At 43.2% G+C, this 24,910-nt stretch carries 22 protein-coding genes, 2 tRNA genes, 2 rRNA genes, 1 other RNA gene and 1 pseudogene; 27 read left to right on the plus strand and 1 reads right to left on the minus strand.

The annotated features are described in order from the left end of the window. Position 1 precedes the first annotated feature (1 nt). The 14 genes from A6J84_RS07775 (at position 2) to A6J84_RS07840 (ending at position 10,781) form a co-directional block, all read left to right on the plus strand. Positions 2–74: transfer RNA gene (locus tag A6J84_RS07775), tRNA-Ala, on the plus strand. Positions 75–196: 122 nt separating this feature from the next. Beyond that, positions 197–3,097, plus strand: a 23S ribosomal RNA gene (locus A6J84_RS07780). A 76-nt stretch (positions 3,098–3,173) separates the two neighbouring features. Further along, positions 3,174–3,289: ribosomal RNA gene (rrf, locus tag A6J84_RS07785) — 5S ribosomal RNA — on the plus strand. A 5-nt stretch (positions 3,290–3,294) separates the two neighbouring features. Next, a tRNA-Asn gene (locus tag A6J84_RS07790) sits at positions 3,295–3,368 on the plus strand. A 208-nt stretch (positions 3,369–3,576) separates the two neighbouring features. After that, entirely contained in the window at positions 3,577–3,813 is a 237-nt protein-coding gene (gene comW / locus A6J84_RS10250; RefSeq protein ID WP_000939515.1) for a sigma(X)-activator ComW, read from the plus strand. A gap of 241 nt (positions 3,814–4,054) precedes the next feature. Continuing rightward, positions 4,055–5,341 (plus strand): adenylosuccinate synthase, encoded by a 1,287-nt coding sequence (locus tag A6J84_RS07800; protein ID WP_095726491.1) that lies wholly within the window; start codon positions 4,055–4,057, stop codon positions 5,339–5,341. Positions 5,342–5,541: 200 nt separating this feature from the next. After that, a complete protein-coding gene (gene tadA, locus A6J84_RS07805) occupies positions 5,542–6,009 on the plus strand; it encodes a tRNA adenosine(34) deaminase TadA (protein WP_001110101.1) in 468 nt (155 codons plus the stop codon). 32 nt (positions 6,010–6,041) lie between these two features. Next, an RNA gene (ffs, locus tag A6J84_RS07810) (signal recognition particle sRNA small type) lies at positions 6,042–6,141 on the plus strand. A gap of 54 nt (positions 6,142–6,195) precedes the next feature. Continuing rightward, entirely contained in the window at positions 6,196–6,639 is a 444-nt protein-coding gene (locus A6J84_RS07815) for a dUTP diphosphatase (RefSeq protein WP_000701976.1), read from the plus strand. Positions 6,640–6,648: 9 nt separating this feature from the next. Continuing rightward, positions 6,649–7,116 (plus strand): isochorismatase family protein, encoded by a 468-nt coding sequence (locus A6J84_RS07820; protein ID WP_000796430.1) that lies wholly within the window; start codon positions 6,649–6,651, stop codon positions 7,114–7,116. Next, positions 7,113–8,474, plus strand: a complete 1,362-nt coding sequence (radA, locus tag A6J84_RS07825; protein WP_095726492.1) for a DNA repair protein RadA — start codon at positions 7,113–7,115, stop codon at positions 8,472–8,474. Before A6J84_RS07820 ends, radA begins: the two co-directional genes overlap by 4 nt. A 72-nt stretch (positions 8,475–8,546) precedes the next feature. Further along, on the plus strand, positions 8,547–9,041 hold the full coding sequence (locus A6J84_RS07830; protein ID WP_002882318.1) for a beta-class carbonic anhydrase: 495 nt from the start codon (positions 8,547–8,549) through the stop codon (positions 9,039–9,041). 214 nt (positions 9,042–9,255) lie between these two features. Continuing rightward, positions 9,256–10,224 (plus strand): ribose-phosphate diphosphokinase, encoded by a 969-nt coding sequence (locus A6J84_RS07835; RefSeq protein WP_000010174.1) that lies wholly within the window; start codon positions 9,256–9,258, stop codon positions 10,222–10,224. Positions 10,225–10,343: 119 nt separating this feature from the next. After that, positions 10,344–10,781 (plus strand): CoA-binding protein, encoded by a 438-nt coding sequence (locus tag A6J84_RS07840; protein WP_095726370.1) that lies wholly within the window; start codon positions 10,344–10,346, stop codon positions 10,779–10,781. Between the two features lie 28 nt (positions 10,782–10,809). Here the strand turns inward: A6J84_RS07840 and A6J84_RS07845 are convergent, their stop codons facing one another. After that, positions 10,810–11,820 (minus strand): YeiH family protein, encoded by a 1,011-nt coding sequence (locus A6J84_RS07845; RefSeq protein ID WP_095726371.1) that lies wholly within the window; start codon positions 11,818–11,820, stop codon positions 10,810–10,812. Positions 11,821–11,971: 151 nt separating this feature from the next. Between A6J84_RS07845 and A6J84_RS07850 the strand changes: the two genes are divergently transcribed. The 13 genes and pseudogenes from A6J84_RS07850 (at position 11,972) to A6J84_RS07905 (ending at position 24,899) form a co-directional block, all read left to right on the plus strand. Further along, a complete protein-coding gene (locus tag A6J84_RS07850; protein WP_095726372.1) occupies positions 11,972–13,141 on the plus strand; it encodes a pyridoxal phosphate-dependent aminotransferase in 1,170 nt (389 codons plus the stop codon). Continuing rightward, a complete protein-coding gene (gene recO / locus A6J84_RS07855) occupies positions 13,138–13,908 on the plus strand; it encodes a DNA repair protein RecO (protein ID WP_095726373.1) in 771 nt (256 codons plus the stop codon). The genes A6J84_RS07850 and recO overlap by 4 nt, the downstream gene beginning before the upstream one ends. Beyond that, on the plus strand, positions 13,905–14,897 hold the full coding sequence (gene plsX, locus A6J84_RS07860; RefSeq protein ID WP_095726374.1) for a phosphate acyltransferase PlsX: 993 nt from the start codon (positions 13,905–13,907) through the stop codon (positions 14,895–14,897). Before recO ends, plsX begins: the two co-directional genes overlap by 4 nt. Before the next feature lie 5 nt (positions 14,898–14,902). Further along, positions 14,903–15,139, plus strand: a complete 237-nt coding sequence (locus tag A6J84_RS07865) for an acyl carrier protein (protein WP_000136435.1) — start codon at positions 14,903–14,905, stop codon at positions 15,137–15,139. A gap of 439 nt (positions 15,140–15,578) precedes the next feature. Further along, a complete protein-coding gene (locus tag A6J84_RS07870; protein ID WP_000180835.1) occupies positions 15,579–15,767 on the plus strand; it encodes a class IIb bacteriocin, lactobin A/cerein 7B family in 189 nt (62 codons plus the stop codon). Positions 15,768–15,784: 17 nt separating this feature from the next. After that, positions 15,785–15,952 carry a bacteriocin gene (locus A6J84_RS07875; RefSeq protein ID WP_000415691.1) on the plus strand — a complete coding sequence of 56 codons (168 nt, stop codon included), beginning with the start codon at positions 15,785–15,787 and terminating at the stop codon, positions 15,950–15,952. 9 nt (positions 15,953–15,961) lie between these two features. Then, positions 15,962–16,150 (plus strand): hypothetical protein, encoded by a 189-nt coding sequence (locus A6J84_RS07880; protein ID WP_000722239.1) that lies wholly within the window; start codon positions 15,962–15,964, stop codon positions 16,148–16,150. A gap of 24 nt (positions 16,151–16,174) precedes the next feature. Then, complete coding sequence (locus A6J84_RS10255; protein ID WP_070696356.1) at positions 16,175–16,384, plus strand: bacteriocin immunity protein; 210 nt, start codon at positions 16,175–16,177, stop codon at positions 16,382–16,384. A 1-nt stretch (position 16,385) separates the two neighbouring features. After that, positions 16,386–16,581: pseudogene (locus A6J84_RS10260) on the plus strand (hypothetical protein). A 163-nt stretch (positions 16,582–16,744) separates the two neighbouring features. Then, positions 16,745–18,898 carry a peptide cleavage/export ABC transporter ComA gene (gene comA, locus A6J84_RS07890; protein WP_095726375.1) on the plus strand — a complete coding sequence of 718 codons (2,154 nt, stop codon included), beginning with the start codon at positions 16,745–16,747 and terminating at the stop codon, positions 18,896–18,898. Positions 18,899–18,910: 12 nt separating this feature from the next. Continuing rightward, positions 18,911–20,260 (plus strand): competence pheromone export protein ComB, encoded by a 1,350-nt coding sequence (gene comB, locus A6J84_RS07895; RefSeq protein ID WP_000834201.1) that lies wholly within the window; start codon positions 18,911–18,913, stop codon positions 20,258–20,260. Between the two features lie 168 nt (positions 20,261–20,428). Next, entirely contained in the window at positions 20,429–21,136 is a 708-nt protein-coding gene (gene purC, locus A6J84_RS07900; protein WP_042768870.1) for a phosphoribosylaminoimidazolesuccinocarboxamide synthase, read from the plus strand. A 37-nt stretch (positions 21,137–21,173) separates the two neighbouring features. Continuing rightward, entirely contained in the window at positions 21,174–24,899 is a 3,726-nt protein-coding gene (locus A6J84_RS07905; RefSeq protein WP_095726377.1) for a phosphoribosylformylglycinamidine synthase, read from the plus strand. Positions 24,900–24,910 lie beyond the last annotated feature (11 nt).

Consider the following 24,910-nt stretch of genomic DNA (forward strand, 5'->3'; position numbering starts at 1 on the left):
TGGGGCCTTAGCTCAGCTGGGAGAGCGCCTGCTTTGCACGCAGGAGGTCAGCGGTTCGATCCCGCTAGGCTCCATTGGTGAGAGATCACCAAGTAATGCACATTGAAAATTGAATATCTATATCAAATAGTAACAAGAAAATAAACCGAAACGCTGTAGTATTAAAAGAGTTTATGACTGAAAGGTCAAAAAATAAGGTTAAGTTAATAAGGGCGCACGGTGGATGCCTTGGCACTAGGAGCCGAAGAAGGACGTGACAAACGACGATATGCCTTGGGTAGCTGTAAGTAAGCGATGATCCAGGGATTTCCGAATGGGGGAACCCAACAGGTACTACCTGTTACCCGCATCTGTTAAGGATGTGAGGAGGAAGACGCAGTGAACTGAAACATCTAAGTAGCTGCAGGAAGAGAAAGCAAAAGCGATTGCCTTAGTAGCGGCGAGCGAAACGGCAGGAGGGCAAACCGAAGAGTTTACTCTTCGGGGTTGTAGGACTGCAATGTGGACTCAAAGATTATAGAAGAATGATTTGGGAAGATCAGCCAAAGAGAGTAATAGCCTCGTATTTAAAATAGTCTTTGTACCTAGCAGTATCCTGAGTACGGCGGGACACGTGAAATCCCGTCGGAATCTGGGAGGACCATCTCCCAACCCTAAATACTCCCTAGTGACCGATAGTGAACCAGTACCGTGAGGGAAAGGTGAAAAGCACCCCGGGAGGGGAGTGAAATAGAACCTGAAACCGTGTGCCTACAACAAGTTCGAGCCCGTTAATGGGTGAGAGCGTGCCTTTTGTAGAATGAACCGGCGAGTTACGATATGATGCGAGGTTAAGTTGAAGAGACGGAGCCGCAGGGAAACCGAGTCTGAATAGGGCGAATTAGTATCATGTCGTAGACCCGAAACCATGTGACCTACCCATGAGCAGGTTGAAGGTGCGGTAAGACGCACTGGAGGACCGAACCAGGGCACGTTGAAAAGTGCTTGGATGACTTGTGGGTAGCGGAGAAATTCCAAACGAACTTGGAGATAGCTGGTTCTCTCCGAAATAGCTTTAGGGCTAGCGTCGACATAAAGATTCTTGGAGGTAGAGCACTGTTTGGGTGAGGGGTCCATCCCGGATTACCAATCTCAGATAAACTCCGAATGCCAATGAATTATGGTCGGCAGTCAGACTGCGAGTGCTAAGATCCGTAGTCGAAAGGGAAACAGCCCAGACCACCAGCTAAGGTCCCAAAATAATTGTTAAGTGGAAAAGGATGTGGGGTTGCACAGACAACTAGGATGTTAGCTTAGAAGCAGCTATTCATTCAAAGAGTGCGTAATAGCTCACTAGTCGAGTGACCCTGCGCCGAAAATGTACCGGGGCTAAAACAATTTACCGAAGCTGTGGATACCTTTATAGGTATGGTAGGAGAGCGTTCTATGTGTGAAGAAGGTATACCGTGAGGAGTGCTGGAACGCATAGAAGTGAGAATGCCGGTATGAGTAGCGAAAGACAGGTGAGAATCCTGTCCACCGTAAGACTAAGGTTTCCAGGGGAAGGCTCGTCCGCCCTGGGTTAGTCGGGACCTAAGGAGAGACCGAAAGGTGTATCCGATGGACAACAGGTTGATATTCCTGTACTAGAGTATGTAGTGATGGAGGGACGCAGTAGGCTAACTAAAGCAGACGAATGGAAGTGTCTGTCTAAGCAGTGAGGTGTGATATGAGTCAAATGCTTATATCTATAACATTGAGCTGTGATGGGGAGCGAAGTTTAGTAGCGAAGTTAGTGACGTCACACTGCCAAGAAAAGCTTCTAGCGTTTAAACATACTCTACCCGTACCGCAAACCGACACAGGTAGTCGAGGCGAGTAGCCTCAGGTGAGCGAGAGAACTCTCGTTAAGGAACTCGGCAAAATGACCCCGTAACTTCGGGAGAAGGGGTGCTGACTTTACGTCAGCCGCAGTGAATAGGCCCAAGCAACTGTTTATCAAAAACACAGCTCTCTGCTAAATCGTAAGATGATGTATAGGGGGTGACGCCTGCCCGGTGCTGGAAGGTTAAGAGGAGTGCTTAGCGTAAGCGAAGGTATGAATTGAAGCCCCAGTAAACGGCGGCCGTAACTATAACGGTCCTAAGGTAGCGAAATTCCTTGTCGGGTAAGTTCCGACCCGCACGAAAGGCGTAATGATTTGGGCACTGTCTCAACGAGAGACTCGGTGAAATTTTAGTACCTGTGAAGATGCAGGTTACCCGCGACAGGACGGAAAGACCCCATGGAGCTTTACTGCAGTTTGATATTGAGTGTCTGTACCACATGTACAGGATAGGTAGGAGTCTATGAGATCGGGACGCCAGTTTCGAAGGAGACGTTGTTGGGATACTACCCTTGTGTTATGGCCACTCTAACCCGGATAGGTTATCCCTATCGGAGACAGTGTCTGACGGGCAGTTTGACTGGGGCGGTCGCCTCCTAAAAGGTAACGGAGGCGCCCAAAGGTTCCCTCAGAATGGTTGGAAATCATTCGCAGAGTGTAAAGGTATAAGGGAGCTTGACTGCGAGAGCTACAACTCGAGCAGGGACGAAAGTCGGGCTTAGTGATCCGGTGGTTCCGTATGGAAGGGCCATCGCTCAACGGATAAAAGCTACCCTGGGGATAACAGGCTTATCTCCCCCAAGAGTTCACATCGACGGGGAGGTTTGGCACCTCGATGTCGGCTCGTCGCATCCTGGGGCTGTAGTCGGTCCCAAGGGTTGGGCTGTTCGCCCATTAAAGCGGCACGCGAGCTGGGTTCAGAACGTCGTGAGACAGTTCGGTCCCTATCCGTCGCGGGCGTAGGAAATTTGAGAGGATCTGCTCCTAGTACGAGAGGACCAGAGTGGACTTACCGCTGGTGTACCAGTTGTCTTGCCAAAGGCATCGCTGGGTAGCTATGTAGGGAAGGGATAAACGCTGAAAGCATCTAAGTGTGAAACCCACCTCAAGATGAGATTTCCCATGATTTTATATCAGTAAGAGCCCTGAGAGATGATCAGGTAGATAGGTTAGAAGTGGAAGTGTGGCGACACATGTAGCGGACTAATACTAATAGCTCGAGGACTTATCCAAAGTAACTGAGAATACGAAGTGTGAGGTTTTCTTGAGATTTGATAGATATTCAATTTTGAGTAGGTATTACTCAGAGTTAAGTGACGATAGCCTAGGAGATACACCTGTACCCATGCCGAACACAGCAGTTAAGCCCTAGAACGCCGGAAGTAGTTGGGGGTTGCCCCCTGTGAGATATGGAAGTCGCTTAGCTTTTATCCGCCATAGCTCAGTTGGTAGTAGCGCATGACTGTTAATCATGATGTCGTAGGTTCGAGTCCTACTGGCGGAGTATAAATCGAAACGTTCAACTGAGCGTTTTTTTATTTATAAATATATTGGACTGTTGAAATTTCAAATTTTAATTTTTAAATCTATAATTACCTCTTTATTTTATTTTTAGTTCGTTTAGCTTTAAATTCTTCTTTTATAGGATTTGAAGCTTTTTTAGTTCCTTTTTTTGTTAGACTAGTGTTACTAATAAGAAAGGGAATTTTTATATGCTTCAGAAATTTTATGATCGAGCATTCGTCTTTTTGAAACTAGTTGAACAAGAATATGTCTCTTTAGGCCAGAGTTGTTCAGAGTGGGAATCACTTCATCTTCGTTTTTTACTATATTACTTAATCCGATTTAAAATAAAAAGTGATAGGGACTTTTCACTATATCACTTTAAAACAGCTTATCGTCTATATCTAGATAAATTCCTGCAAGGTGGTACAACTATTATCCAATAGGAAGCATCTATATCATAATTACGAACGATAGTTGTAGCTAGTTTTTAAAAAATATAGAATTAGCTTATAATCAAAGGCTTCTGTATTTAGAAATGAAAGAATTTCCAAATCTTTTCTACTGTTTCTTCTTGATAAAATAGTGTTTTTTTCTTATAATAAATTGTAAGATATAATTGCGGGTGAAATTCCTGCCATGTATATGAGAAAGGACGAGCTCCTAGTAGCTCAGACGAATTTTATTATGACTTCAGTTGTTGTTGTAGGTACCCAATGGGGCGATGAAGGTAAAGGGAAAATTACAGATTTTCTTTCAGCCAATGCGGAAGTGATTGCTCGTTACCAAGGTGGTGATAATGCAGGTCATACCATTGTTATTGATGGTAAAAAGTTTAAGTTGCACTTGATTCCATCTGGAATTTTCTTCCCTGAAAAAATTTCAGTTATTGGAAACGGTATGGTTGTAAACCCTAAATCTCTTGTGAAAGAGTTGAGCTATCTTCATGATGAAGGTGTGACAACTGATAACTTGCGTATTTCTGATCGTGCGCATGTTATTTTGCCTTACCACATTGAGTTGGATCGCTTGCAGGAAGAAGCTAAGGGTGACAATAAGATTGGTACTACAATCAAGGGAATCGGTCCAGCATATATGGATAAGGCTGCTCGTGTTGGAATTCGTATTGCGGATCTTTTGGATAAGGATATTTTCCGTGAACGTTTGGAACGCAATCTTGCGGAAAAGAATCGTTTGTTTGAAAAATTATATGATAGTACCCCTATTTCAGTTGACGATATTTTTGAAGAATACTATGAGTATGGTCAACAAATCAAGCAATACGTGACAGATACATCCGTTATCTTGAATGATGCGCTTGATAATGGCAAACGTGTGCTGTTTGAAGGTGCGCAAGGTGTTATGCTAGATATCGACCAAGGTACGTATCCATTTGTTACGTCGTCAAACCCTGTCGCTGGTGGTGTGACAATTGGGTCTGGTGTTGGCCCAAGTAAGATTGACAAGGTTGTAGGTGTTTGTAAAGCCTATACGAGTCGTGTAGGTGACGGACCTTTCCCAACTGAATTATTTGATGAAGTGGGGGATCGCATCCGTGAAGTAGGTCATGAATACGGTACAACAACTGGTCGTCCACGTCGTGTAGGTTGGTTTGATTCAGTTGTGATGCGCCATAGTCGCCGTGTATCTGGGATTACCAATCTTTCATTGAATTCTATCGATGTTTTGAGCGGTTTGGATACTGTGAAAATCTGTGTGGCCTATGATCTTAATGGTCAACGTATTGATTACTATCCTGCTAGTCTTGAGCAGTTGAAACGTTGCAAGCCAATCTACGAGGAATTGCCAGGTTGGTCAGAAGACATCACTGGAGTCCGTAATTTGGAAGACCTTCCTGAGAATGCACGTAACTATGTTCGTCGTGTAAGTGAGTTGGTTGGTGTTCGCATTTCGACATTCTCAGTAGGTCCTGGTCGTGAACAAACTAATATTTTAGAAAGTGTTTGGTCATAGGAGATTTTTAAGATTAGTTTAAGACAGGTTGGGTATACTATAGACAGTTACAAGAAGACCTCCTAACTTGTTGTAACAAATATCCTAAACTTTTCTTTTTCATAATAATCTCCCTATTAAGTCACCGCATTCGGTGGCTTTTTTTGTGTTGAGAATCATGATATAATAATAAAATCGACAAGTAGGAAAAGAGAAGAACGATGAATTATACAGTTGAAGAAAAAGAAGCCTTTATGAGAGAGGCTTTGAGAGAGGCTGAGATTGCCTTAGAACACGATGAAATTCCAATTGGTTGTGTGATTGTCAAGGATGGAGAAATCATTGGTAGGGGGCATAATGCGCGCGAGGAGTTGCAACGGGCGGTCATGCATGCAGAAATCATGGCTATAGAGAATGCGAATGTGAGTGAAGAGAGTTGGCGACTGCTGGATTGTACGCTTTTTGTGACCATTGAGCCTTGTGTCATGTGTAGCGGGGCGATTGGGCTTGCCCGTATTCCAAACGTAGTCTACGGGGCTAAAAACCAGAAATTTGGTGCAGCTGGGAGCTTGTACGATATTTTGACAGATGAGCGTCTCAATCATCGTGTAGAGGTGGAAACGGGAATTTTGGAAGATGATTGTGCAGCGATTATGCAGGACTTTTTCCGAAATCGACGGAAAAAATAATTTCTCTTTAAAAACAGAGGGGAATGTGGTATAATGAACAGTGGAGCAACAGTTCTGCGTGAAGCGGGTCAGGGGAGGAATCCAGCAGCCCTAAGCGAGTGTGAATTGTGTGCTCTTTTTTCGTGCTTTTTTCGAATAAATAAGATAAAATAGCCTAGAATAAATGATTATAGAAAAGAGAAAAATATGAAAATTCGTGGTTTTGAATTGGTTTCGAGTTTTACAGATGAAAATTTGTTGCCTAAGCGTGAGACAGCTCATGCAGCTGGGTACGATTTAAAGGTTGCCGAACGAACTGTCATTGCGCCAGGTGAGATTATATTGGTCCCAACAGGAGTTAAGGCTTATATGCAACCGACAGAGGTGCTCTATCTCTATGACCGTTCTTCAAACCCTCGTAAAAAAGGCTTGGTCTTGATTAACTCTGTGGGTGTCATTGACGGAGACTATTATGGCAATCCAGGGAATGAAGGACATATCTTTGCTCAGATGAAAAATATTACTGATCAGGAAGTGGTTCTCGAAGTTGGGGAACGTGTGGTTCAGGCTGTCTTTGCTCCTTTCTTGATTGCAGATGGAGATGAGGCAGATGGCGTGCGGACTGGTGGATTTGGATCGACAGGGAAATAGAGGGATAAAATGGCAGACTATTTATTAGTTGTAGACATGCAGTCAGATTATGTTGCTGTAGGAAAAGCATATCATGAAGAACTGACTGCAGCTGTAAATGACAAAATTGCTACTTATCCCAGCGACCGAGTTATCTATATTCTCAATCGTTTTTTCTGGGAGAGAAAAGATAGAAAGAAGAAATTTGCGACCAACTTGTTAGTTGTATCTTCTCGTATCTTTGAGAAGTGTCGGGCTTCTTGCTTTACTAATCCAGATTTAAAAGATTTTTTAGAGGGAAATGGTGCTAAGAGCATAGAGTTTATAGGGGTAGATGGCAATTTCTGTGTCAAGGCTTCCGTCTTGGCAGCTGTCAAGGAGAATTATCAGGTTTCTGTCGATTTGTCTGCTGTCGGAGTTGCCAACCAGAATAAATTTCAAAATACATTGTATAAGTGGCATTCTTTCGGAGTAACCGTAAAAGGAGAATTATTATAGCTAAGAAAAAAGCGACATTTGTATGTCAAAATTGTGAGTACAACTCACCTAAGTATTTAGGACGCTGTCCAAACTGTGGGTCTTGGTCTTCTTTTGTAGAAGAGGTTGAGGTTGCAGAGGTCAAGAATGCGCGTGTGTCCTTGACAGGTGAGAAAACCAAGCCCATGAAACTGGCTGAGGTGACTTCCATCAATGTCAATCGAACCAAGACGGATATGGAGGAATTCAACCGTGTGCTTGGAGGCGGAGTGGTACCAGGAAGTCTCGTCCTCATCGGTGGGGATCCTGGGATTGGGAAATCAACCCTTCTCCTACAAGTTTCAACTCAGCTGTCCCAAGTAGGGACTGTTCTCTATGTCAGTGGGGAGGAGTCTGCCCAGCAGATTAAACTCCGTGCAGAGCGCTTGGGTGATATTGATAGTGAGTTTTATCTCTATGCAGAGACCAATATGCAGAGTGTTCGCGCAGAAGTAGAAAGAATTCAGCCAGACTTCCTCATTATTGACTCCATCCAGACTATTATGTCTCCTGAGATTTCTGGAGTGCAAGGGTCAGTTTCTCAAGTGCGAGAGGTGACAGCTGAGCTCATGCAGCTGGCCAAGACTAATAACATTGCTATCTTTATCGTAGGGCATGTGACCAAGGAAGGAACCTTGGCTGGTCCGCGTATGTTGGAGCATATGGTAGATACGGTGCTTTACTTTGAAGGGGAACGCCACCATACCTTCCGTATCTTGAGAGCAGTCAAAAACCGTTTTGGATCCACTAATGAGATTGGCATCTTTGAGATGCAGTCGGGCGGATTGGTTGAGGTACTCAATCCGAGTCAAGTTTTCCTAGAAGAGCGTTTGGATGGGGCTACTGGCTCGTCAATCGTTGTGACCATGGAAGGGACCCGTCCGATTTTGGCGGAGGTCCAGGCTTTGGTAACACCGACTATGTTTGGAAATGCTAAACGCACGACGACAGGACTTGATTTCAATCGTGCAAGTCTGATTATGGCTGTTTTGGAAAAACGAGCAGGGCTTCTCTTGCAAAATCAGGATGCCTATCTCAAATCTGCTGGCGGTGTCAAATTGGATGAACCTGCGATTGACTTGGCTGTTGCGGTTGCCATTGCTTCGAGCTACAAAGACAAGCCTACCAATCCTCAGGAATGTTTTGTAGGTGAACTGGGCTTGACGGGAGAGATTCGACGCGTGAATCGTATCGAACAACGCATAAATGAAGCGTCAAAACTAGGCTTTACTAAGATTTATGTACCTAAGAATTCCTTGACAGGAATTACTCCACCCAAGGAAATTGAAGTCATTGGTGTGACGACGATTCAGGAAGTTTTGAAAAAGGTCTTTGCATAATCCGTGACAAATCTTCTTAAAAATGATAAGATAGGAGAAATATTTGATTATCAAATTTTTGAGGAGGGAATCGTGTCGTATTTTGAACAGTTTATGCAAGCCAATCAGGCTTATGTTGCCCTACATGGGCAGTTAAATCTGCCACTTAAACCCAAAACCAGAGTAGCTATCGTGACCTGTATGGACTCACGTCTGCACGTTGCGCAAGCTCTAGGTTTGGCCCTTGGGGATGCCCATATCCTACGGAATGCGGGTGGTCGAGTAACTGAGGACATGATTCGTTCGCTGGTGATTTCCCAGCAACAAATGGGGACTAGAGAGATTGTGGTGCTTCACCATACAGACTGTGGAGCTCAAACCTTTCAAAATGAAAGTTTTCATGAACATTTGAAACACGAGCTCGGAGTTGATGTGTCTGATCAAGATTTTTTACCATTCCAGGATGTTGAAGAGAGTGTGAGAGAGGATATGCAATTGCTTCGAGAATCTCCACTGATTCCTGATGATGTGGTTATTTCAGGTGCTGTCTATGATGTGGATACAGGAAGTATGAGAGAAGTTTGCTAACTTTGTCTCGAAAAAATTTCATCCTAGCATAAAATTGATTGTTAAAATGTAGGATTTTTAGTTTTAATATAGCTAATATAAAATAGCATAAAACGAGGGTATAAATGTTTGCTCTTGTTTTATTTTTGATTGAAAAATAAAGGAAAAAGCGCTACAATGGTAGATGGAAAATGTTGTGTAAAAAACAAGTGATACATAAATACCGGAGGAAATCATGTCTTTTTCTGATTTAAAGCTGTTTGCCCTTTCTTCTAATAGAGAATTGGCAGAGCGTGTGGCGCAAGAGATTGGGATAGAGTTGGGGAAATCGACTGTTCGCCAATTTTCAGATGGGGAGATTCAGGTCAACATTGAAGAATCAATCCGTGGAAAACACGTCTTTATACTACAATCAACTAGTTCACCTGTAAATGATAATTTACTTGAAATTTTGATTATGGTGGACGCATTGAAGCGTGCTAGTGCAGAATCTGTCAATGTTGTTATGCCTTACTATGGCTATGCACGTCAGGATAGAAAAGCGCGCGCGCGTGAGCCAATCACTGCAAAACTCGTTGCAAACATGCTAGAAGTTGCTGGGGTAGATCGTTTGTTGACGATTGATTTGCACGCTGCACAGATTCAGGGATTCTTTGATATTCCTGTAGATCACTTGATGGGTGCTCCATTGATCGCGGACTATTTTGAACGTCGTGGTATGGTTGGCTCTGACTACGTGGTTGTCAGCCCAGACCATGGTGGGGTGACTCGTGCTCGTAAATTGGCAGAGTTTTTGAAAACTCCGATTGCGATTATTGACAAACGCCGTAGTGTAGACAAGATGAATACCAGTGAAGTGATGAACATCATTGGTAAGGTAGAAGGTAAGACTTGTATCTTGATTGACGATATGATCGATACAGCTGGAACTATTTGTCATGCGGCAGACGCTCTTGCTGAAGCAGGTGCTGTTGAAGTTTATGCAAGCTGTACGCACCCAGTTCTTTCAGGGCCAGCTATGGATAATATTCAAAAATCAGCTATTAAGAAATTGGTTGTTTTGGATACTATCTACCTACCAGAAGAGCGTTTGATTGATAAGATTGAACAAATTTCGATTGCTCATCTTCTGGGCGATGCTATTATTCGTATCCACGAAAAACGTCCTCTTTCTCCCCTATTTTGTATTGAGAAAAAGATTTAATCTTTCACTTGAAGTAGACAGAACTCCTAGCAGGTTTCTTTTCTTGCTAGGAGATTTTTGTAGTCAAAATCTGCAAGCCTTTTCAAAATGTGCTATACTGAGAAAAAAGGAGGAATTCTATGAGTCAAGAATTTATCAATCCAAGTGATGGTGTGGTCCGTCAGTATCTGGCAACTAGCAAAACGTTAGCGGTAGTAGGCTTGTCCGATCGTGTAGAAACAACTAGCAATCGAGTGACTAAGGAAATGCAGGCTCGGGGCTATAAAATCATTCCAGTTAATCCCAAGGCTGCAGGTGGGGAAATTTTGGGAGAGAAGGCTTATGCGAGTCTAGCTGAGATTCCTTTTCCTGTGGATATTGTCAATGTTTACAGACGTAGCGAGTTTTTACCTGATGTAGCACGAGACTTTCTCAAGGCGGATGCCAAGATTTTTTGGGCACAACTGGGACTTGAAAATCTAGAAGCGGAAGATATCTTGCGTGCTGGAGGATGCGATGACATCGTGATGAATCGCTGTATTAAGAGAGAACATACTCGCTTAATTCTTGAGCAATAAAAAGGTAGCCATGGGCTACCTTTTTGTATTATAAAGTACCAATCAATGCTTGCATGCCAAGACTGGTGAGGATGATGGCAATCCAGCAAAGGGCTCCAAGAAGAATGGATTTACCGCTGGATCTGACCATGGCTACTAGATTGGTTTTGAGACCGATAGCACTCATAGCCATGATAATGAGAAATTTGGAGAGTTGTTTAAGAGGGGTAAAGAAGCTACTAGACACACCGAGAGAGGTGAGAAGAGTCGTTAATAGAGAAGCCAGGATAAAGTAAAGGATAAAAAGTGGGAAGACTTTTTTTAGTTGGAAATCTTGGCTGTTTTTTTGCTGGCGACTTTGCCAGTAGGAGAGAAAGAGCGTGATGGGGATGATTGCTAAGGTGCGCGTGAGTTTGACAATAGTTGCAGACTCAAGGGTATTGGTCTGATAAAGACTGTCCCAGGAGCTGGCGGTAGCCGTTACAGAAGAAGTATCATTGACTGCAGTTCCTGCAAAGAGGGCGAAGCCATCATTGGATAGGTGAAGCCAGGTTCCTAGAGTTGGAAAGATAAGTGCTGCTAAGACATTGAAGAAAAAGATAACGGAGATGGCTTGGGCAACTTCTTTTTCCTTGGCATGGATAACGGGTGCTGTCGCAGCAATGGCAGAACCACCACAGATAGAAGAACCCACTCCAATCAAGGTAGCCAGTTTTGTGTCTAGCGCAAAGAAACGCTGGAAGAGGTAGGCAACGATTAAGGAAATCGAAATGGTGGAAAGGATGACGGGGAGTGAAGATTGTCCAACTGCGAAGACTTGCGAGATATTGAGACCAAAACCGAGTAAGATAACGGCATACTGGAGCAATTTCTTGGAACTAAAGGTCAAACCTGCGTCTAGTTGTTTGTAGGGTGAGAGCCAGGGGTGGAGGAGCATTCCAGCAAAAATTGCAAAGACAGGTGCACCCACGACGGGGAAAAATCCTCCCAGAAACCATGATACGATAGAAATGAGAAGGCAGGCCAAGATGCCTGCTCCATTTTTTGATAAAAATGACATATAAACCTCCGAAAATAAGCACTTATTATTATAGTCCTGTTGAGAAGAAAAGTAAAACAGAAAGTGAAAAATGCGGGGTTCAGATGGATTTTGCGGTCAGGGAGCTTTTGTAGTATAATAGTACTATGTTCTGTAAGCAAGGGGGATATCTATGGACTTAACCAAACGCTTTAATAAACAATTAGATAAGATTCAAGTGTCCTTGATTCGCCAGTTTGATCAGGCCATTTCAGAGATTCCTGGAGTTCTACGCTTGACCTTGGGAGAACCTGATTTTACAACGCCAGATCATGTCAAGGAGGCGGCAAAGCGGGCCATTGACCAGAACCAATCCTACTATACAGGGATGAGCGGTTTACTGACCTTGCGCCAGGCTGCTAGCGACTTTGTAAAAGAAAAATACCAGCTAGATTATCATCCTGAAAATGAAATTTTGGTTACAATTGGGGCGACAGAGGCTTTATCTGCTACTTTGACAGCTATTTTGGAAGAGGGGGACAAGGTGCTCTTGCCAGCTCCTGCCTATCCAGGCTATGAACCGATTGTCAATCTGGTTGGGGCAGAGATTGTCGAGATTGATACAACTGAAAATGGTTTTGTTTTGACCCCTGAGATGTTGGAAAAGGCCATTTTGGAGCAGGGTGACAAGCTCAAAGCAGTTATTCTCAACTATCCAGCCAATCCGACAGGAATTACCTATAGTCGGGAGCAGTTGGAAGCCTTGGCAGACGTTTTACGCAAGTATGAGATTTTTGTTGTCTGTGATGAGGTTTACTCAGAATTAACCTATACAGGCGAAGCCCATGTATCTCTGGGAACTATGCTGAGAGACCAAGCTATTATTATCAATGGCTTGTCTAAATCGCATGCTATGACTGGTTGGCGTTTAGGCTTTATCTTTGCTCCTGCGGCTTTCACAGCTCAGTTAATCAAGAGTCACCAGTATTTGGTTACTGCTGCAAATACGATGGCTCAGCATGCTGCGGTGGAGGCTTTGACCGCTGGTAAAAACGACGCAGAGCCTATGAAAAAGGAATACATCCAGCGTCGAGATTATATCATCGAAAAGATGACTGCTCTTGGTTTTGAGATTATCAAACCAGATGGGGCCTTCTATATCTTTGCTAAGATTCCAGCAGGTTACAATCAAGACTCCTTTGCTTTTCTGAAGGATTTTGCCTATAAGAAGGCCGTTGCCTTTATCCCTGGTGCAGCCTTTGGACGTTATGGAGAAGGCTATGTTCGCCTGTCCTATGCAGCCAGCATGGAAACAATCAGAGAGGCCATGAAACGACTTGAGGAGTACATGAGAGAATCATGATTCAGTCTATCACGAGTCAAGGCTTGGTGCTCTACAATCGAAACTTTCGTGAGGATGATAAGCTAGTCAAAATTTTTACCGAGCAGGCGGGCAAGCGCATGTTCTTCGTCAAACACGCTGGTCAATCTAAACTAGCTCCGGTTATTCAGCCCTTGGTGTTGGCAATATTTCTCTTGCGAATCAATGATGACGGGCTTAGCTACATCGAGGATTACCATGAGGTGATGACCTTTCCAAAGATTAATAGTGATCTCTTTGTTATGGCCTATGCTACCTATGTGGCAGCTCTTGCAGATGCTAGTTTGCAGGATAATCAGCAGGATGCTCCCTTGTTTGCTTTCTTGAGGAAGACTCTGGAGTTGATGGAAGCAGGTATAGATTATCAGGTTTTGACCAATATTTTTGAAATTCAAATCTTGACTCGATTTGGAATCAGCCTTAATTTTAATGAGTGTGTCTTTTGCCATCGGGTCGGTCAGGCCTTTGACTTTTCTTTCAAATATGGAGCCTGCCTCTGCCCAGAGCATTATCATGAAGATGAGAGACGTTGTCATCTAAATCCCAATATCCCTTATCTGCTCAATCAATTTCAAGCCATTGATTTTGAAACCTTGGAGACCATTTCGCTTAAGGCCGAAATCAAGCAAGAGCTACGCAAGTTTATGGATCAACTCTACGAAGAGTATGTTGGGATTCACCTAAAATCAAAGAAATTCATTGATTCCCTAGCAGACTGGGGACAATTACTAAAAGAGGAAAACAAATGAAAAAAATCGCAGTAGATGCTATGGGGGGCGATTACGCACCTCAAGCCATCGTTGAGGGTGTCAATCAAGCCCTTGCTGACTTTTCAGATATTGAGATTCAACTATACGGAGATGAAAGCAAGATCAAGCAATATCTAACGGCTACAGAGCGCGTCAGCATTATCCATACGGATGAGAAAATCAACTCAGACGATGAGCCGACAAAAGCTATTCGTAAGAAGAAAAATGCCAGCATGATATTGGCGGCTAAGGCAGTCAAAGAGGGAGAAGCAGACGCTGTCCTCTCTGCAGGAAACACAGGTGCTTTGTTGGCTGCAGGATTCTTTATTGTGGGTCGTATCAAAAATATCGATCGTCCAGGACTCATGTCTACCTTGCCGACCATCGATGGAAAAGGGTTTGATATGCTGGATCTCGGTGCCAATGCAGAAAACACAGCCCATCATCTGCACCAATACGCTGTCCTAGGTTCCTTCTATGCGAAAAATGTTCGTGGGATTTCGAAACCACGTGTTGGTTTGCTCAACAATGGAACAGAAAGCAGCAAGGGAGATCCGCTTCGTAAGGAAACATACGAATTGCTAGTAGCTGATGAAAGTTTGAACTTTATCGGAAATGTAGAAGCGCGTGATCTGATGAATGGCGTTGCGGATGTTGTCGTGACAGATGGTTTCACGGGAAACGCTGTGCTCAAATCTATCGAAGGGACAGCTTTGGGAATCATGGGCTTACTTAAAAATGCTATTACGGGTGGTGGCCTTCGAGCGAAGCTAGGTGCTCTACTTCTCAAGGATAGTCTTAAGGGGTTGAAGACACAGCTCAACTATTCAGATGTTGGAGGAGCAGTCTTGTTTGGCGTCAAGGCGCCAGTTGTAAAAACTCATGGCTCAAGTGATGCCAATGCTGTGTACAGTACGATTCGTCAGATTCGTACCATGCTAGAAACAGACGTAGTTGCTCAAACTGCGCGTGAATTTTCAGGAGAATAAAAAAGATGACAGAAAAAGAAATTTTTGATCGTATTGTAACCATTATCCAAGAGCGACAGGGAGAAGACTTTGCCGTAACAGAGGCCTTAAGTTTGAAAGACGATCTAGATGCGGACTCAGTGGATTTGATGGAGTTTGTCTTGACACTAGAAGATGAATTTGGTATCGAAATCACTGATGAGGAAATCGATCAACTTCAAAGTGTAGCGGATGTAGTAGCGATTATTAAAGATAAAAAATAGCGAAAAGCAACATGCAAGTCATGTTGTTTTTTATTTGCAGAAAAAAGAGAAACTTTTAGTAGAAATTGCGAATAAAGAGATGAGAAAGAAAAAGGAGGAACATTTATGTATGTGACTGGTTTTTATCCGTGGTTCATTAAGTGGTTTTTAAAATAAAAATGAATGAATTGTTCATTTTCGAATTGTTTTTCGAATAGATAGGTAAGGAAAAGGGAAGGAGACTATGTGATGTATTTACCAATCTTATTGCCATGGTTGATCAAATGGTATTTAAAATAAATGAAATTTACCTGTTCATTTTAAATTACTTCTCGAAAATAGATAGGTAAGGAAAAAAGAAAGGAGAGAAGAAAATGATTTCAGTAATTTACCCAATCTGGCTATTTAAGTGGCTTAGAGGTTAAAGATTAAATATATAGAAAAAATAAGGAGAAAACAAATGACAAACTTTGACAACATGGAACAGAACTTTGTAGCTCTTACAGAAGAAGAGTTGACGGATGTGAATGGGGGAGCATGGCCGATTGTAGCTTGGGTGATTGCTAATCCTGTGACAGCAGCTAAAATTGCTGGTGGAATTACTGCAGCAGGAATTGCAGGTTATAATTATGTGACGAGTAGATGGTAATAGAAGGAGGAGATGATATGGAAAAATCTATTTTAAAATTTGAAACAATGACTGATACGGACTTGCAGGAAATTCAAGGGGGAGCCTTTCCCCTTCTTATCCCTGTGGCAGTTGGTTTTGTAAAAGGTTTTGTATATACAGGTGGAGCTATTTTAACAACTCGAGCACTCTTTTCAGGTAAATAGGAGTCTGCTATGAAAAAAATCTTATTAGGATTTGCTGAGGGGTATTTTGTCGTATCGATTATTCTTTATATCGCAACGTATATGATTATGAAAAATCCGATCAATACCTTGTTTTATCCAGAAACCTATCCAATTCTACTTGGTCTGTTTTATCTAGGATACAAGTACAAAACAAAAGAAAGTACGATTGGAAATTGATGAACCATCAGATCGGAGTTTGAGATGAAAGTTGTTCAATTACTAGGAAAAGCTTGGCTAGAGACCACTGTATTATTTAGCTCGATAGCTTATCTAATTATTAGAATCGTAGCTGATGTAAACAAAATAAATCTACCTACATGGTTTGAATCTTTTGATATACCTACGATCTCCTTGTTTTTAGTGGTATTTATTTTACTGTATCGGGGCCAAGGAGAAAGAAAAGGAGAATAGAATGATTAGGATTGTAAAATATTTTCTACTATATTATTTTCCTATTTTTAATGAATATTTTCATCTTTACGATTCTAGCAACTCTTGGATTTCAGCTAACAATGAGTGAAAGTAGTTATCTGGTGCCACCCGCGTTTGCGTTTATCGTTTTATACGCCATTCACAAAAGAAGTGGGAAAGGCAAGAAATCTGTGTAATTGAATATTCTAGGCAGGACTCTTGTTCTGCCTATTTTCTTTGGTAAAAGTGCTGTTCAGGTGAGGATATTGTTTTTTCAGAAATAATTCCCTTATTTCGTCCTTGTTTGGTTAAAATAATCTTATAAATTTTTAAAGAGATTATTAGAAAAAGGAGAAGGATATGAAATTTAGGAAAAGGCACTATCGTCCCCAGGTGGATCAGATGGATTGTGGCGTGGCTTCCTTGGCTATGGTATTTGGCTACTACGGTAGTTATTACTCCTTGGCTCATCTACGAGAGTTAGCCAAGACGACCATGGATGGGACGACCGCTTTGGGACTTGTAAAGGTGGCAGAGGAGATTGGGTTTGAGACGCGGGCTATCAAGGCGGATATGACGCTCTTTGATCTGCCAGATTTGACCTTTCCTTTTGTGGCTCATGTGCTCAAGGAAGGGAAGTTGCTCCACTACTATGTGGTGATAGGTCAGGATAAAAAGCACATTCATATCGCTGATCCAGATCCTGGTATCAAGCTGACCAAGATTTCTCGTGAGCGGTTTGCGCAAGAATGGACAGGAGTCAGTCTCTTTATGGCGCCATCTCCGGACTATAAACCCCATAAGGAGAAAAAACAGGGTCTCCTATCCTTCTTGCCAATCTTACTCAAACAGCGTGGCTTAATTACCAATATCGTCCTAGCGACACTCTTGGTAACCTTGATCAATATCGTGGGTTCCTACTATCTTCAGTCCATCATTGATAGTTACGTGCCAGACCAGATGCGCTCGACGCTGGGCATCATCTCAATAGGACTAGTCATCGTCTATATTCTCCAGCAGATTTTGTCTTATGCGCAGGAATACCTCTTACTTGTTCTGGGTCAACGGTTGTCCATCGATGTGATTTTGTCCTACATCAAGCATGTTTTTCATCTGCCGATGTCCTTTTTCGCGACACGCAGGACAGGAGAAATCGTGTCTCGTTTCACGGATGCTAACAGTATCATTGACGCGCTAGCTTCGACCATTCTGTCGATTTTCCTAGATGTGTCGACGATTTTGATTATCTCGCTTGTCTTGTTTTCACAAAATATGACGCTCTTTTTCATTAGTCTACTTGCGCTTCCTATCTATACAGTGATTATCTTTGCCTTTATGAAGCCGTTTGAAAAGATGAATCGGGATACCATGGAAGCTAATGCGGTTCTGTCTTCTTCTATTATCGAGGACATCAACGGTATTGAGACTGTTAAATCTTTGACCAGTGAAAGTCAGCGTTACCAAAAGATTGACAAGGAATTTGTAGCTTATCTGAAAAAATCCTTTGCCTATAGTCGGGCAGAAAGTCAGCAAAAGGCTCTGAAAAAAGTTGCCCAGCTCCTGCTCAATGTTGCCGTTCTCTGGCTGGGAGCTATTCTTGTCATGGATGGAAAAATGAGTTTGGGCCAGCTGATTACCTATAATACTTTGCTTGTTTACTTTACCAATCCTTTGGAAAATATCATTAACCTACAAACCAAACTTCAGACAGCGCAGGTTGCCAATAATCGTCTGAACGAGGTTTATCTAGTAGCTTCGGAGTTTGAGGAGAAGAAAACGGTAGAAGATTTGAGCATGATGAAGGGAGAGATGACCTTCAAGCAGGTTCACTACAAGTATGGCTATGGTCGTGACGTCTTGTCGGATATCAATTTGACCATTCCACAAGGGTCTAAGATAGCTTTTGTGGGGATTTCAGGTTCGGGTAAGACCACCTTAGCCAAAATGATGGTTAATTTTTACGACCCAAGTCAGGGAGAGATTAGTCTGGGTGGTGTCAATCTTAATCAGATTGACAAAAAGGCTTTGCGTCAGTATATCAACTACCTGCCTCAACAGCCCTATGTCTTTAACGGAACGATTTTGGAGAATCTTCTCCTTGGAGCCAAGGAGGGGACGACTCAGGAAGATATCTTACGAGCAGTCGAGTTGGCAGAGATTCGGGAGGATATTGAGCGCATGCCTCTGAATTATCAGACAGAATTGACTTCGGATGGGGCTGGAATTTCAGGTGGGCAACGGCAGAGAATCGCTCTGGCGCGTGCTCTCTTGACGGATGCACCTGTCTTGATCTTGGACGAGGCGACCAGCAGTTTGGATATTTTGACAGAGAAGCGAATTGTCGATAATCTCATGGCTTTAGATAAGACCTTGATTTTCATTGCCCATCGCTTGACCATTGCAGAGCGGACAGAGAAGGTTGTTGTCTTGGATCAGGGCAAGATTGTCGAAGAGGGTACCCATGCAGACTTGCTTGCACAGGATGGCTTTTATGCCCATTTGGTGAATAGCTAGAAAGAGGAGAAGATGAAATCAGAATTTTTAGAAAGTGCGGAGTTTTATAATCGTCGTTACCATAATTTTTCCAGTCGGGTGATTTTACCTATGTCACTTCTGCTCATGTTTTTACTGGGATTTGCAGTTTTTGCAGAGAAAGAGATTAGTTTGTCTACCAGAGCGACTGTCGAACCTAGTCGGATCATTGCCAATATCCAGTCGACTAGCAATCAACGCATTGTGGCAAATTATCTGGAAGAAAACAAACTAGTCAAGCAGGGGGAACTCCTCGTTCAGTACCAGCAAGGTGCGGAAGCTGTCCAGGTTGAGGCATATGCCAGTCAATTGGAGATGTTAAAGGATCAAAAAAAGCAGTTGGGGTATTTGCAATCCAGTTTGAAAGAGGGGAGTGATCAATTTCCAGAGGCGGATAAGTTTGGTTATCAGGAGATGTTTCGAGACTATCTCAGCCAAGCTAGTAGTCTTAGGAGTAATGTTTCTCAGCAAAATGCCAGCATCTCCTCTCAAAATGCGGCAGCAAGTCAGAGCCAGGCCGAGATTGGCAATCTTATCAGTCAAACAGAGGATAAAATTCGAGACTATAAAACAGCAAAGTCAGCGATTGAAAAGGGAGATCAACTGGATAGTCAGAATCCAGCCTACTCTTTTTATCAGACCTATAAAAATCAAGGTGAAGAAGATCCGCAAGCTAAATCGCAGGTTATTGCGCAAGTGGATGCACAAATTGCTCAGCTAGAGTCCAGTCTAGCTACGTATCGTGTACAGTATGCGGGTTCTGGAGCTCAACAGGCTCATGCAACGGGACTGGATAGTCAACTGGAATCGCTCAAATCTCAGCACTTAGTCAAAGTCGGTCAGGAATTAACTCTTTTGGATCAGAAAATTTTGGAGGCGGAATCGGGTAAGAAGGTACAGGGAGGTCTCCTAGATAAAGGGAAGATTACAGCAAGTGAGGATGGGGTGCTTCACCTCAATCCTGAGACTAGTGAATCTACGATGGTCGCAGAAGGAACCCTGCTAGCCCAACTCTACCCATCCTTGGAAAAAGAAGGGAAAACCAAACTCACAGCTTATCTCAGTTCAAAAGATGTTGCTAGAGTCAAGATTGGGGACTCTGTTCGTTATACTACGACTAATGATGCGAAGAATCAAATTTTCCTGGATTCTACGATTACAAGTATCGATGCGACAGCTACAAAGACTGAAAAAGGGAATTTCTTTAAAATTGAGGCGGAGACCCATCTGACTTCTGAGCAGGCTGAAAAACTTCGCTATGGTTTAGAAGGCCGCCTGCAGATGATTACGGGAAAGAAAAGCTATCTCCGTTATTTTTGGGATCAATTTTTGAATAAAGGGTAATATTCGTGTTTTTCAGAGGATAAATGATTTTAAAACTGTAAGAAGAGCTTATCTTGCAGTTTTTCTTTACGCTTAAAATAGGAAAACGTTATTTATTCGTAAAAACCTTGAATTTTCCATGCTTTTGTGGTAGAATGTGCTCAAGTAAAACGAAAGGCGAACTTTAAAATGTCAAAACAACTGATCTATTCGGGAAAAGCCAAGGATATCTATACAACTGAGGATGAAAATCTCATTATTTCAACTTACAAGGACCAAGCAACTGCCTTCAACGGTGTCAAGAAGGAGCAGATTGCGGGCAAGGGAGTCTTGAATAATCAGATTTCATCTTTTATTTTTGAGAAATTAAATGCGGCTGGTATAGCGACTCATTTTGTGGAGAAGCTTTCGGATACGGAACAGCTCAATAAAAAGGTGGAGATTATTCCTTTGGAAGTTGTGCTCCGTAACTACACGGCTGGTTCCTTTTCAAAACGTTTTGGCGTAGAAGAAGGTATTGCATTTGAGACTCCGATTGTCGAATTTTACTATAAAAATGATGATTTGGATGATCCCTTTATCAATGATGAGCATGTGAAATTCCTAAAAATTGCGGATGACCAGCAGATTGCCTACTTGAAAGAAGAAACCCGTCGTATCAATGAACTCTTGAAAGATTGGTTTGCTGAGATTGGCCTTAAATTGATTGACTTTAAGCTAGAGTTCGGTTTTGACAAGGATGGCAAGATTATCTTAGCAGACGAATTTTCACCAGATAACTGCCGTCTGTGGGATGCAGATGGCAATCATATGGACAAGGATGTTTTCCGCAGGGGATTGGGAGAACTAACTGATGTTTACGAGATTGTCTGGGAGAAATTGCAGGGTTTGAAATAATCTGTTTGCAAGAGCTGAAATAAAGGAATAAGAATTGATGGAAAAACGTATTTTTGTTGAAAAAAAGGCTGATTTTCAGGTCAAGTCAGAGAGTTTGGTAAGGGAGCTCCAGCACAACTTGGGATTGTCAACTTTGAAAAGTATTCGCATTGTGCAAGTTTATGATGTCTTTGATTTGGCAGAGAATTTGTTTGCGCCTGCAGAAAAACATATCTTCTCTGAGCAGGTGACAGACCATGTCTTGGATGAATCAGCCGTGCAAGCGGATCTTACCAACTATGCTTTCTTTGCCATTGAAAGTTTGCCAGGGCAATTTGACCAGCGTGCAGCTTCTTCACAGGAAGCCTTGCTTTTACTGGGAAGTTCAAGTGATGTAATAGTCAACACAGCCCAGCTTTACTTGGTCAATAAGGATATTGATGCGACTGAGTTGGAAGCGGTCAAGAACTACCTGCTCAACCCAGTTGATTCTCGTTTCAAGGACATCACGACAGGAATTGCCAAGCAGGAATTTTCAGAGTCGGACAAGACCATTCCTAAATTGACTTTCTTTGAAAGTTATACGGCAGAAGACTTTGCTCGCTACAAGGCCGAGCAAGGGATGGCAATGGAAGTGGATGATTTGCTCTTTATCCAAGACTATTTCAAGTCAATCGGGCGCGTGCCGACGGAAACAGAGCTCAAGGTTTTGGATACTTATTGGTCTGACCACTGCCGTCACACGACTTTTGAGACCGAGTTGAAACAGATTGACTTCTCAGCTTCTAAATTCCAAAAGCAATTGCAGGCGACTTATGACAAGTATATTGCCATGCGTGATGAGTTAGGTCGTTCTGAAAAACCACAAACCTTGATGGATATGGCGACTATTTTTGGTCGTTATGAGCGTGCTAATGGGCGTTTGGACGACATGGAAGTGTCAGACGAAATCAATGCCTGCTCGGTTGAAATCGAAGTGGACGTTGATGGTGTCAAGGAACCTTGGCTCCTCATGTTTAAAAACGAAACCCACAACCACCCAACTGAGATTGAGCCATTTGGTGGAGCGGCTACTTGTATCGGTGGAGCCATTCGTGACCCGTTGTCAGGCCGTTCCTACGTTTACCAAGCTATGCGTATCTCAGGTGCTGGTGATATTACAGCTCCGATTTCAGAAACTCGCGCTGGTAAATTGCCACAACAAGTCATTTCGAAGACAGCGGCTCATGGTTATTCTTCGTATGGTAACCAAATTGGTCTGGCGACGACTTACGTTCGTGAGTACTTCCACCCAGGCTTTGTAGCCAAACGCATGGAGCTAGGTGCCGTTGTCGGTGCTGCTCCTAAGGAAAATGTAGTCCGTGAAAAACCGGAAGCCGGTGATGTGATTATTCTACTCGGTGGGAAGACTGGACGTGATGGTGTCGGTGGTGCGACAGGATCTTCTAAGGTTCAAACAGTTGAGTCTGTAGAGACTGCTGGAGCTGAGGTTCAAAAAGGGAATGCCATCGAAGAGCGCAAGATCCAACGCCTTTTCCGTAATGGCGATGTCACTCGTCTTATCAAGAAATCCAACGACTTTGGAGCAGGTGGTGTCTGTGTGGCTATCGGTGAATTGGCAGATGGTCTTGAAATTGATCTCAACAAGGTTCCTCTTAAATACCAAGGTTTGAACGGTACAGAAATTGCCATTTCTGAATCACAAGAACGGATGGCAGTTGTGGTGCGTCCTCAAGACGTAGATGCCTTCGTTGCGGAATGTAATAAAGAAAATATTGATGCTGTTGTGGTGGCAACAGTGACTGAAAAACCAAATCTTGTCATGCACTGGAATGGTGAAACGATTGTCGACTTGGAACGTCGTTTCCTTGATACAAACGGTGTGCGCGTAGTTGTTGATGCCAAGGTTGTGGACAAGGATGTCAAACTCCCAGAAGAACGTCAAACATCTGCTGACACACTTGAAGCAGATACCCTTGCGGTTCTGTCTGATCTCAACCATGCGAGTCAAAAAGGTTTACAAACTATCTTTGACTGCTCGGTCGGTCGTTCAACGGTCAATCACCCACTTGGTGGTCGCTACCAACTCACACCAACTGAGGCATCTGTGCAGAAATTGCCAGTTCAACATGGTGTGACTCACACTGCGTCTGTCATGGCGCAAGGATTCAATCCATACGTGGCAGAATGGTCTCCATACCATGGTGCTGCTTATGCGGTTATCGAAGCAACTGCTCGTTTGGTGGCTACTGGTGCAAACTGGTCCAAGGCTCGTTTCTCTTATCAAGAATACTTCGAGCGGATGGACAAACAAGCAGAGCGTTTTGGTCAGCCGGTAGCAGCTCTTCTAGGCTCTATCGAAGCACAAATTCAGCTTGGCTTGCCATCTATCGGTGGTAAGGACTCTATGTCTGGTACCTTTGAAGAATTGACTGTACCGCCAACCTTGGTTGCCTTTGGGGTGACGACGGCAGATAGCCGTAAGGTCCTCTCTCCTGAGTTCAAGACTGCTGGTGAAAACATCTACTACATCCCAGGTCAAGCCCTCTCTGCAGAGATTGATTTTGACTTGATTAAGAAAAATTTTGCTCAGTTTGAAGCCATCCAAGCTGATCACAAAGTAACATCTGCATCAGCTGTCAAATATGGTGGTGTCCTTGAAAGCTTGGCTCTTGCTACCTTTGGGAACCATATCGGTGCAGAGGTAACCTTGCCTGAACTTGAAAGTTCTTTGACAGCTCAGCTAGGCGGATTTGTCTTCACATCTCCTGAAGAAATCATTGGAGTGGAGAAGATTGGTCAAACGAAAGTAGACTTTACACTCCTTGTCAACGGTGTGAAGTTAGATGGACACAAGCTTGACAGTGCTTTCCAAGGAAAACTGGAAGAAGTTTACCCAACTGAATTTGCCCAAGCCAAAGAACTGGAAGAAGTTCCAGCTATCACTTCTGAGACAGTCATTAAAGTTAAAGAAACTATTGAAAAACCGGTGGTTTACATCCCAGTCTTCCCAGGAACCAACTCAGAATATGATTCAGCAAAAGCTTTTGAAAAAGAAGGTGCAGAAGTCAACTTGGTGCCATTCGTGACCTTGAATGAAGAAGCAATTGTCAAGTCAGTTGAAACTATGGTTGACAATATCGGCAAGGCTAATATCCTTTTCTTCGCGGGTGGTTTCTCAGCTGCGGATGAGCCGGATGGATCAGCTAAGTTTATTGTCAATATCCTTCTTAATGAAAAAGTACGTTCAGCCATTGATGGCTTTATCGCTCGTGGTGGCTTGATTATCGGTATCTGTAATGGATTCCAAGCCCTCGTCAAATCAGGTCTTCTTCCATACGGAAACTTTGAAGATGCCAGCAGCACTAGTCCAACCCTCTTCTACAATGATGCCAACCAGCACGTGGCTAAGATGGTGGAAACGCGAATTGCCAATACCAACTCGCCATGGTTGGCTGGAGTGCAAGTGGGCGATATCCATGCCATCCCAGTGTCACACGGTGAAGGGAAGTTTGTCGTGACGGCTGAGGAATTTGCAGAGCTCCGTGACAATGGTCAAATCTTTAGCCAATACGTTGACTTTGACGGCAAACCAAGTATGGATTCTAAGTACAATCCGAATGGTTCTGTAAATGCCATCGAAGGAATTACCAGCAAGAATGGTCAAATCATCGGTAAAATGGGACACTCAGAACGTTATGAAGACGGTCTCTTCCAAAACATCCCAGGAAATAAAGACCAGCACCTGTTTGCGTCGGCTGTGCGTTATTTCACAGGGAAATAAAAGGTATAAAA

The sequence above is a fragment of the Streptococcus sp. FDAARGOS_256 genome (assembly GCF_002289235.2).
Classification (GTDB): domain Bacteria; phylum Bacillota; class Bacilli; order Lactobacillales; family Streptococcaceae; genus Streptococcus.

Excerpts from the sequence above, each read along its gene's own strand:
- A6J84_RS07880 (WP_000722239.1), top strand. The coding sequence starts at position 15,962 with ATGAAAAAAATCTTATTAGGATTTGCTGAGGGGTATTTTGTCGTATCG.
- recO (WP_095726373.1), top strand. The coding sequence starts at position 13,138 with ATGATTCAGTCTATCACGAGTCAAGGCTTGGTGCTCTACAATCGAAAC.
- A6J84_RS07850 (WP_095726372.1), top strand. The coding sequence starts at position 11,972 with ATGGACTTAACCAAACGCTTTAATAAACAATTAGATAAGATTCAAGTG.
- comB (WP_000834201.1), top strand. The coding sequence starts at position 18,911 with ATGAAATCAGAATTTTTAGAAAGTGCGGAGTTTTATAATCGTCGTTAC.
- A6J84_RS07865 (WP_000136435.1), top strand. The coding sequence starts at position 14,903 with ATGACAGAAAAAGAAATTTTTGATCGTATTGTAACCATTATCCAAGAG.
- tadA (WP_001110101.1), top strand. The coding sequence starts at position 5,542 with ATGAATTATACAGTTGAAGAAAAAGAAGCCTTTATGAGAGAGGCTTTG.
- comA (WP_095726375.1), top strand. The coding sequence starts at position 16,745 with ATGAAATTTAGGAAAAGGCACTATCGTCCCCAGGTGGATCAGATGGAT.
- A6J84_RS07905 (WP_095726377.1), top strand. The coding sequence starts at position 21,174 with ATGGAAAAACGTATTTTTGTTGAAAAAAAGGCTGATTTTCAGGTCAAG.
- A6J84_RS07815 (WP_000701976.1), top strand. The coding sequence starts at position 6,196 with ATGAAAATTCGTGGTTTTGAATTGGTTTCGAGTTTTACAGATGAAAAT.
- plsX (WP_095726374.1), top strand. The coding sequence starts at position 13,905 with ATGAAAAAAATCGCAGTAGATGCTATGGGGGGCGATTACGCACCTCAA.
- A6J84_RS07875 (WP_000415691.1), top strand. The coding sequence starts at position 15,785 with ATGGAAAAATCTATTTTAAAATTTGAAACAATGACTGATACGGACTTG.
- A6J84_RS07840 (WP_095726370.1), top strand. The coding sequence starts at position 10,344 with ATGAGTCAAGAATTTATCAATCCAAGTGATGGTGTGGTCCGTCAGTAT.
- A6J84_RS10255 (WP_070696356.1), top strand. The coding sequence starts at position 16,175 with ATGAAAGTTGTTCAATTACTAGGAAAAGCTTGGCTAGAGACCACTGTA.
- A6J84_RS07820 (WP_000796430.1), top strand. The coding sequence starts at position 6,649 with ATGGCAGACTATTTATTAGTTGTAGACATGCAGTCAGATTATGTTGCT.
- A6J84_RS07835 (WP_000010174.1), top strand. The coding sequence starts at position 9,256 with ATGTCTTTTTCTGATTTAAAGCTGTTTGCCCTTTCTTCTAATAGAGAA.
- A6J84_RS07870 (WP_000180835.1), top strand. The coding sequence starts at position 15,579 with ATGACAAACTTTGACAACATGGAACAGAACTTTGTAGCTCTTACAGAA.
- comW (WP_000939515.1), top strand. The coding sequence starts at position 3,577 with ATGCTTCAGAAATTTTATGATCGAGCATTCGTCTTTTTGAAACTAGTT.
- purC (WP_042768870.1), top strand. The coding sequence starts at position 20,429 with ATGTCAAAACAACTGATCTATTCGGGAAAAGCCAAGGATATCTATACA.
- A6J84_RS07800 (WP_095726491.1), top strand. The coding sequence starts at position 4,055 with ATGACTTCAGTTGTTGTTGTAGGTACCCAATGGGGCGATGAAGGTAAA.
- A6J84_RS07845 (WP_095726371.1), bottom strand. The coding sequence starts at position 11,820 with ATGTCATTTTTATCAAAAAATGGAGCAGGCATCTTGGCCTGCCTTCTC.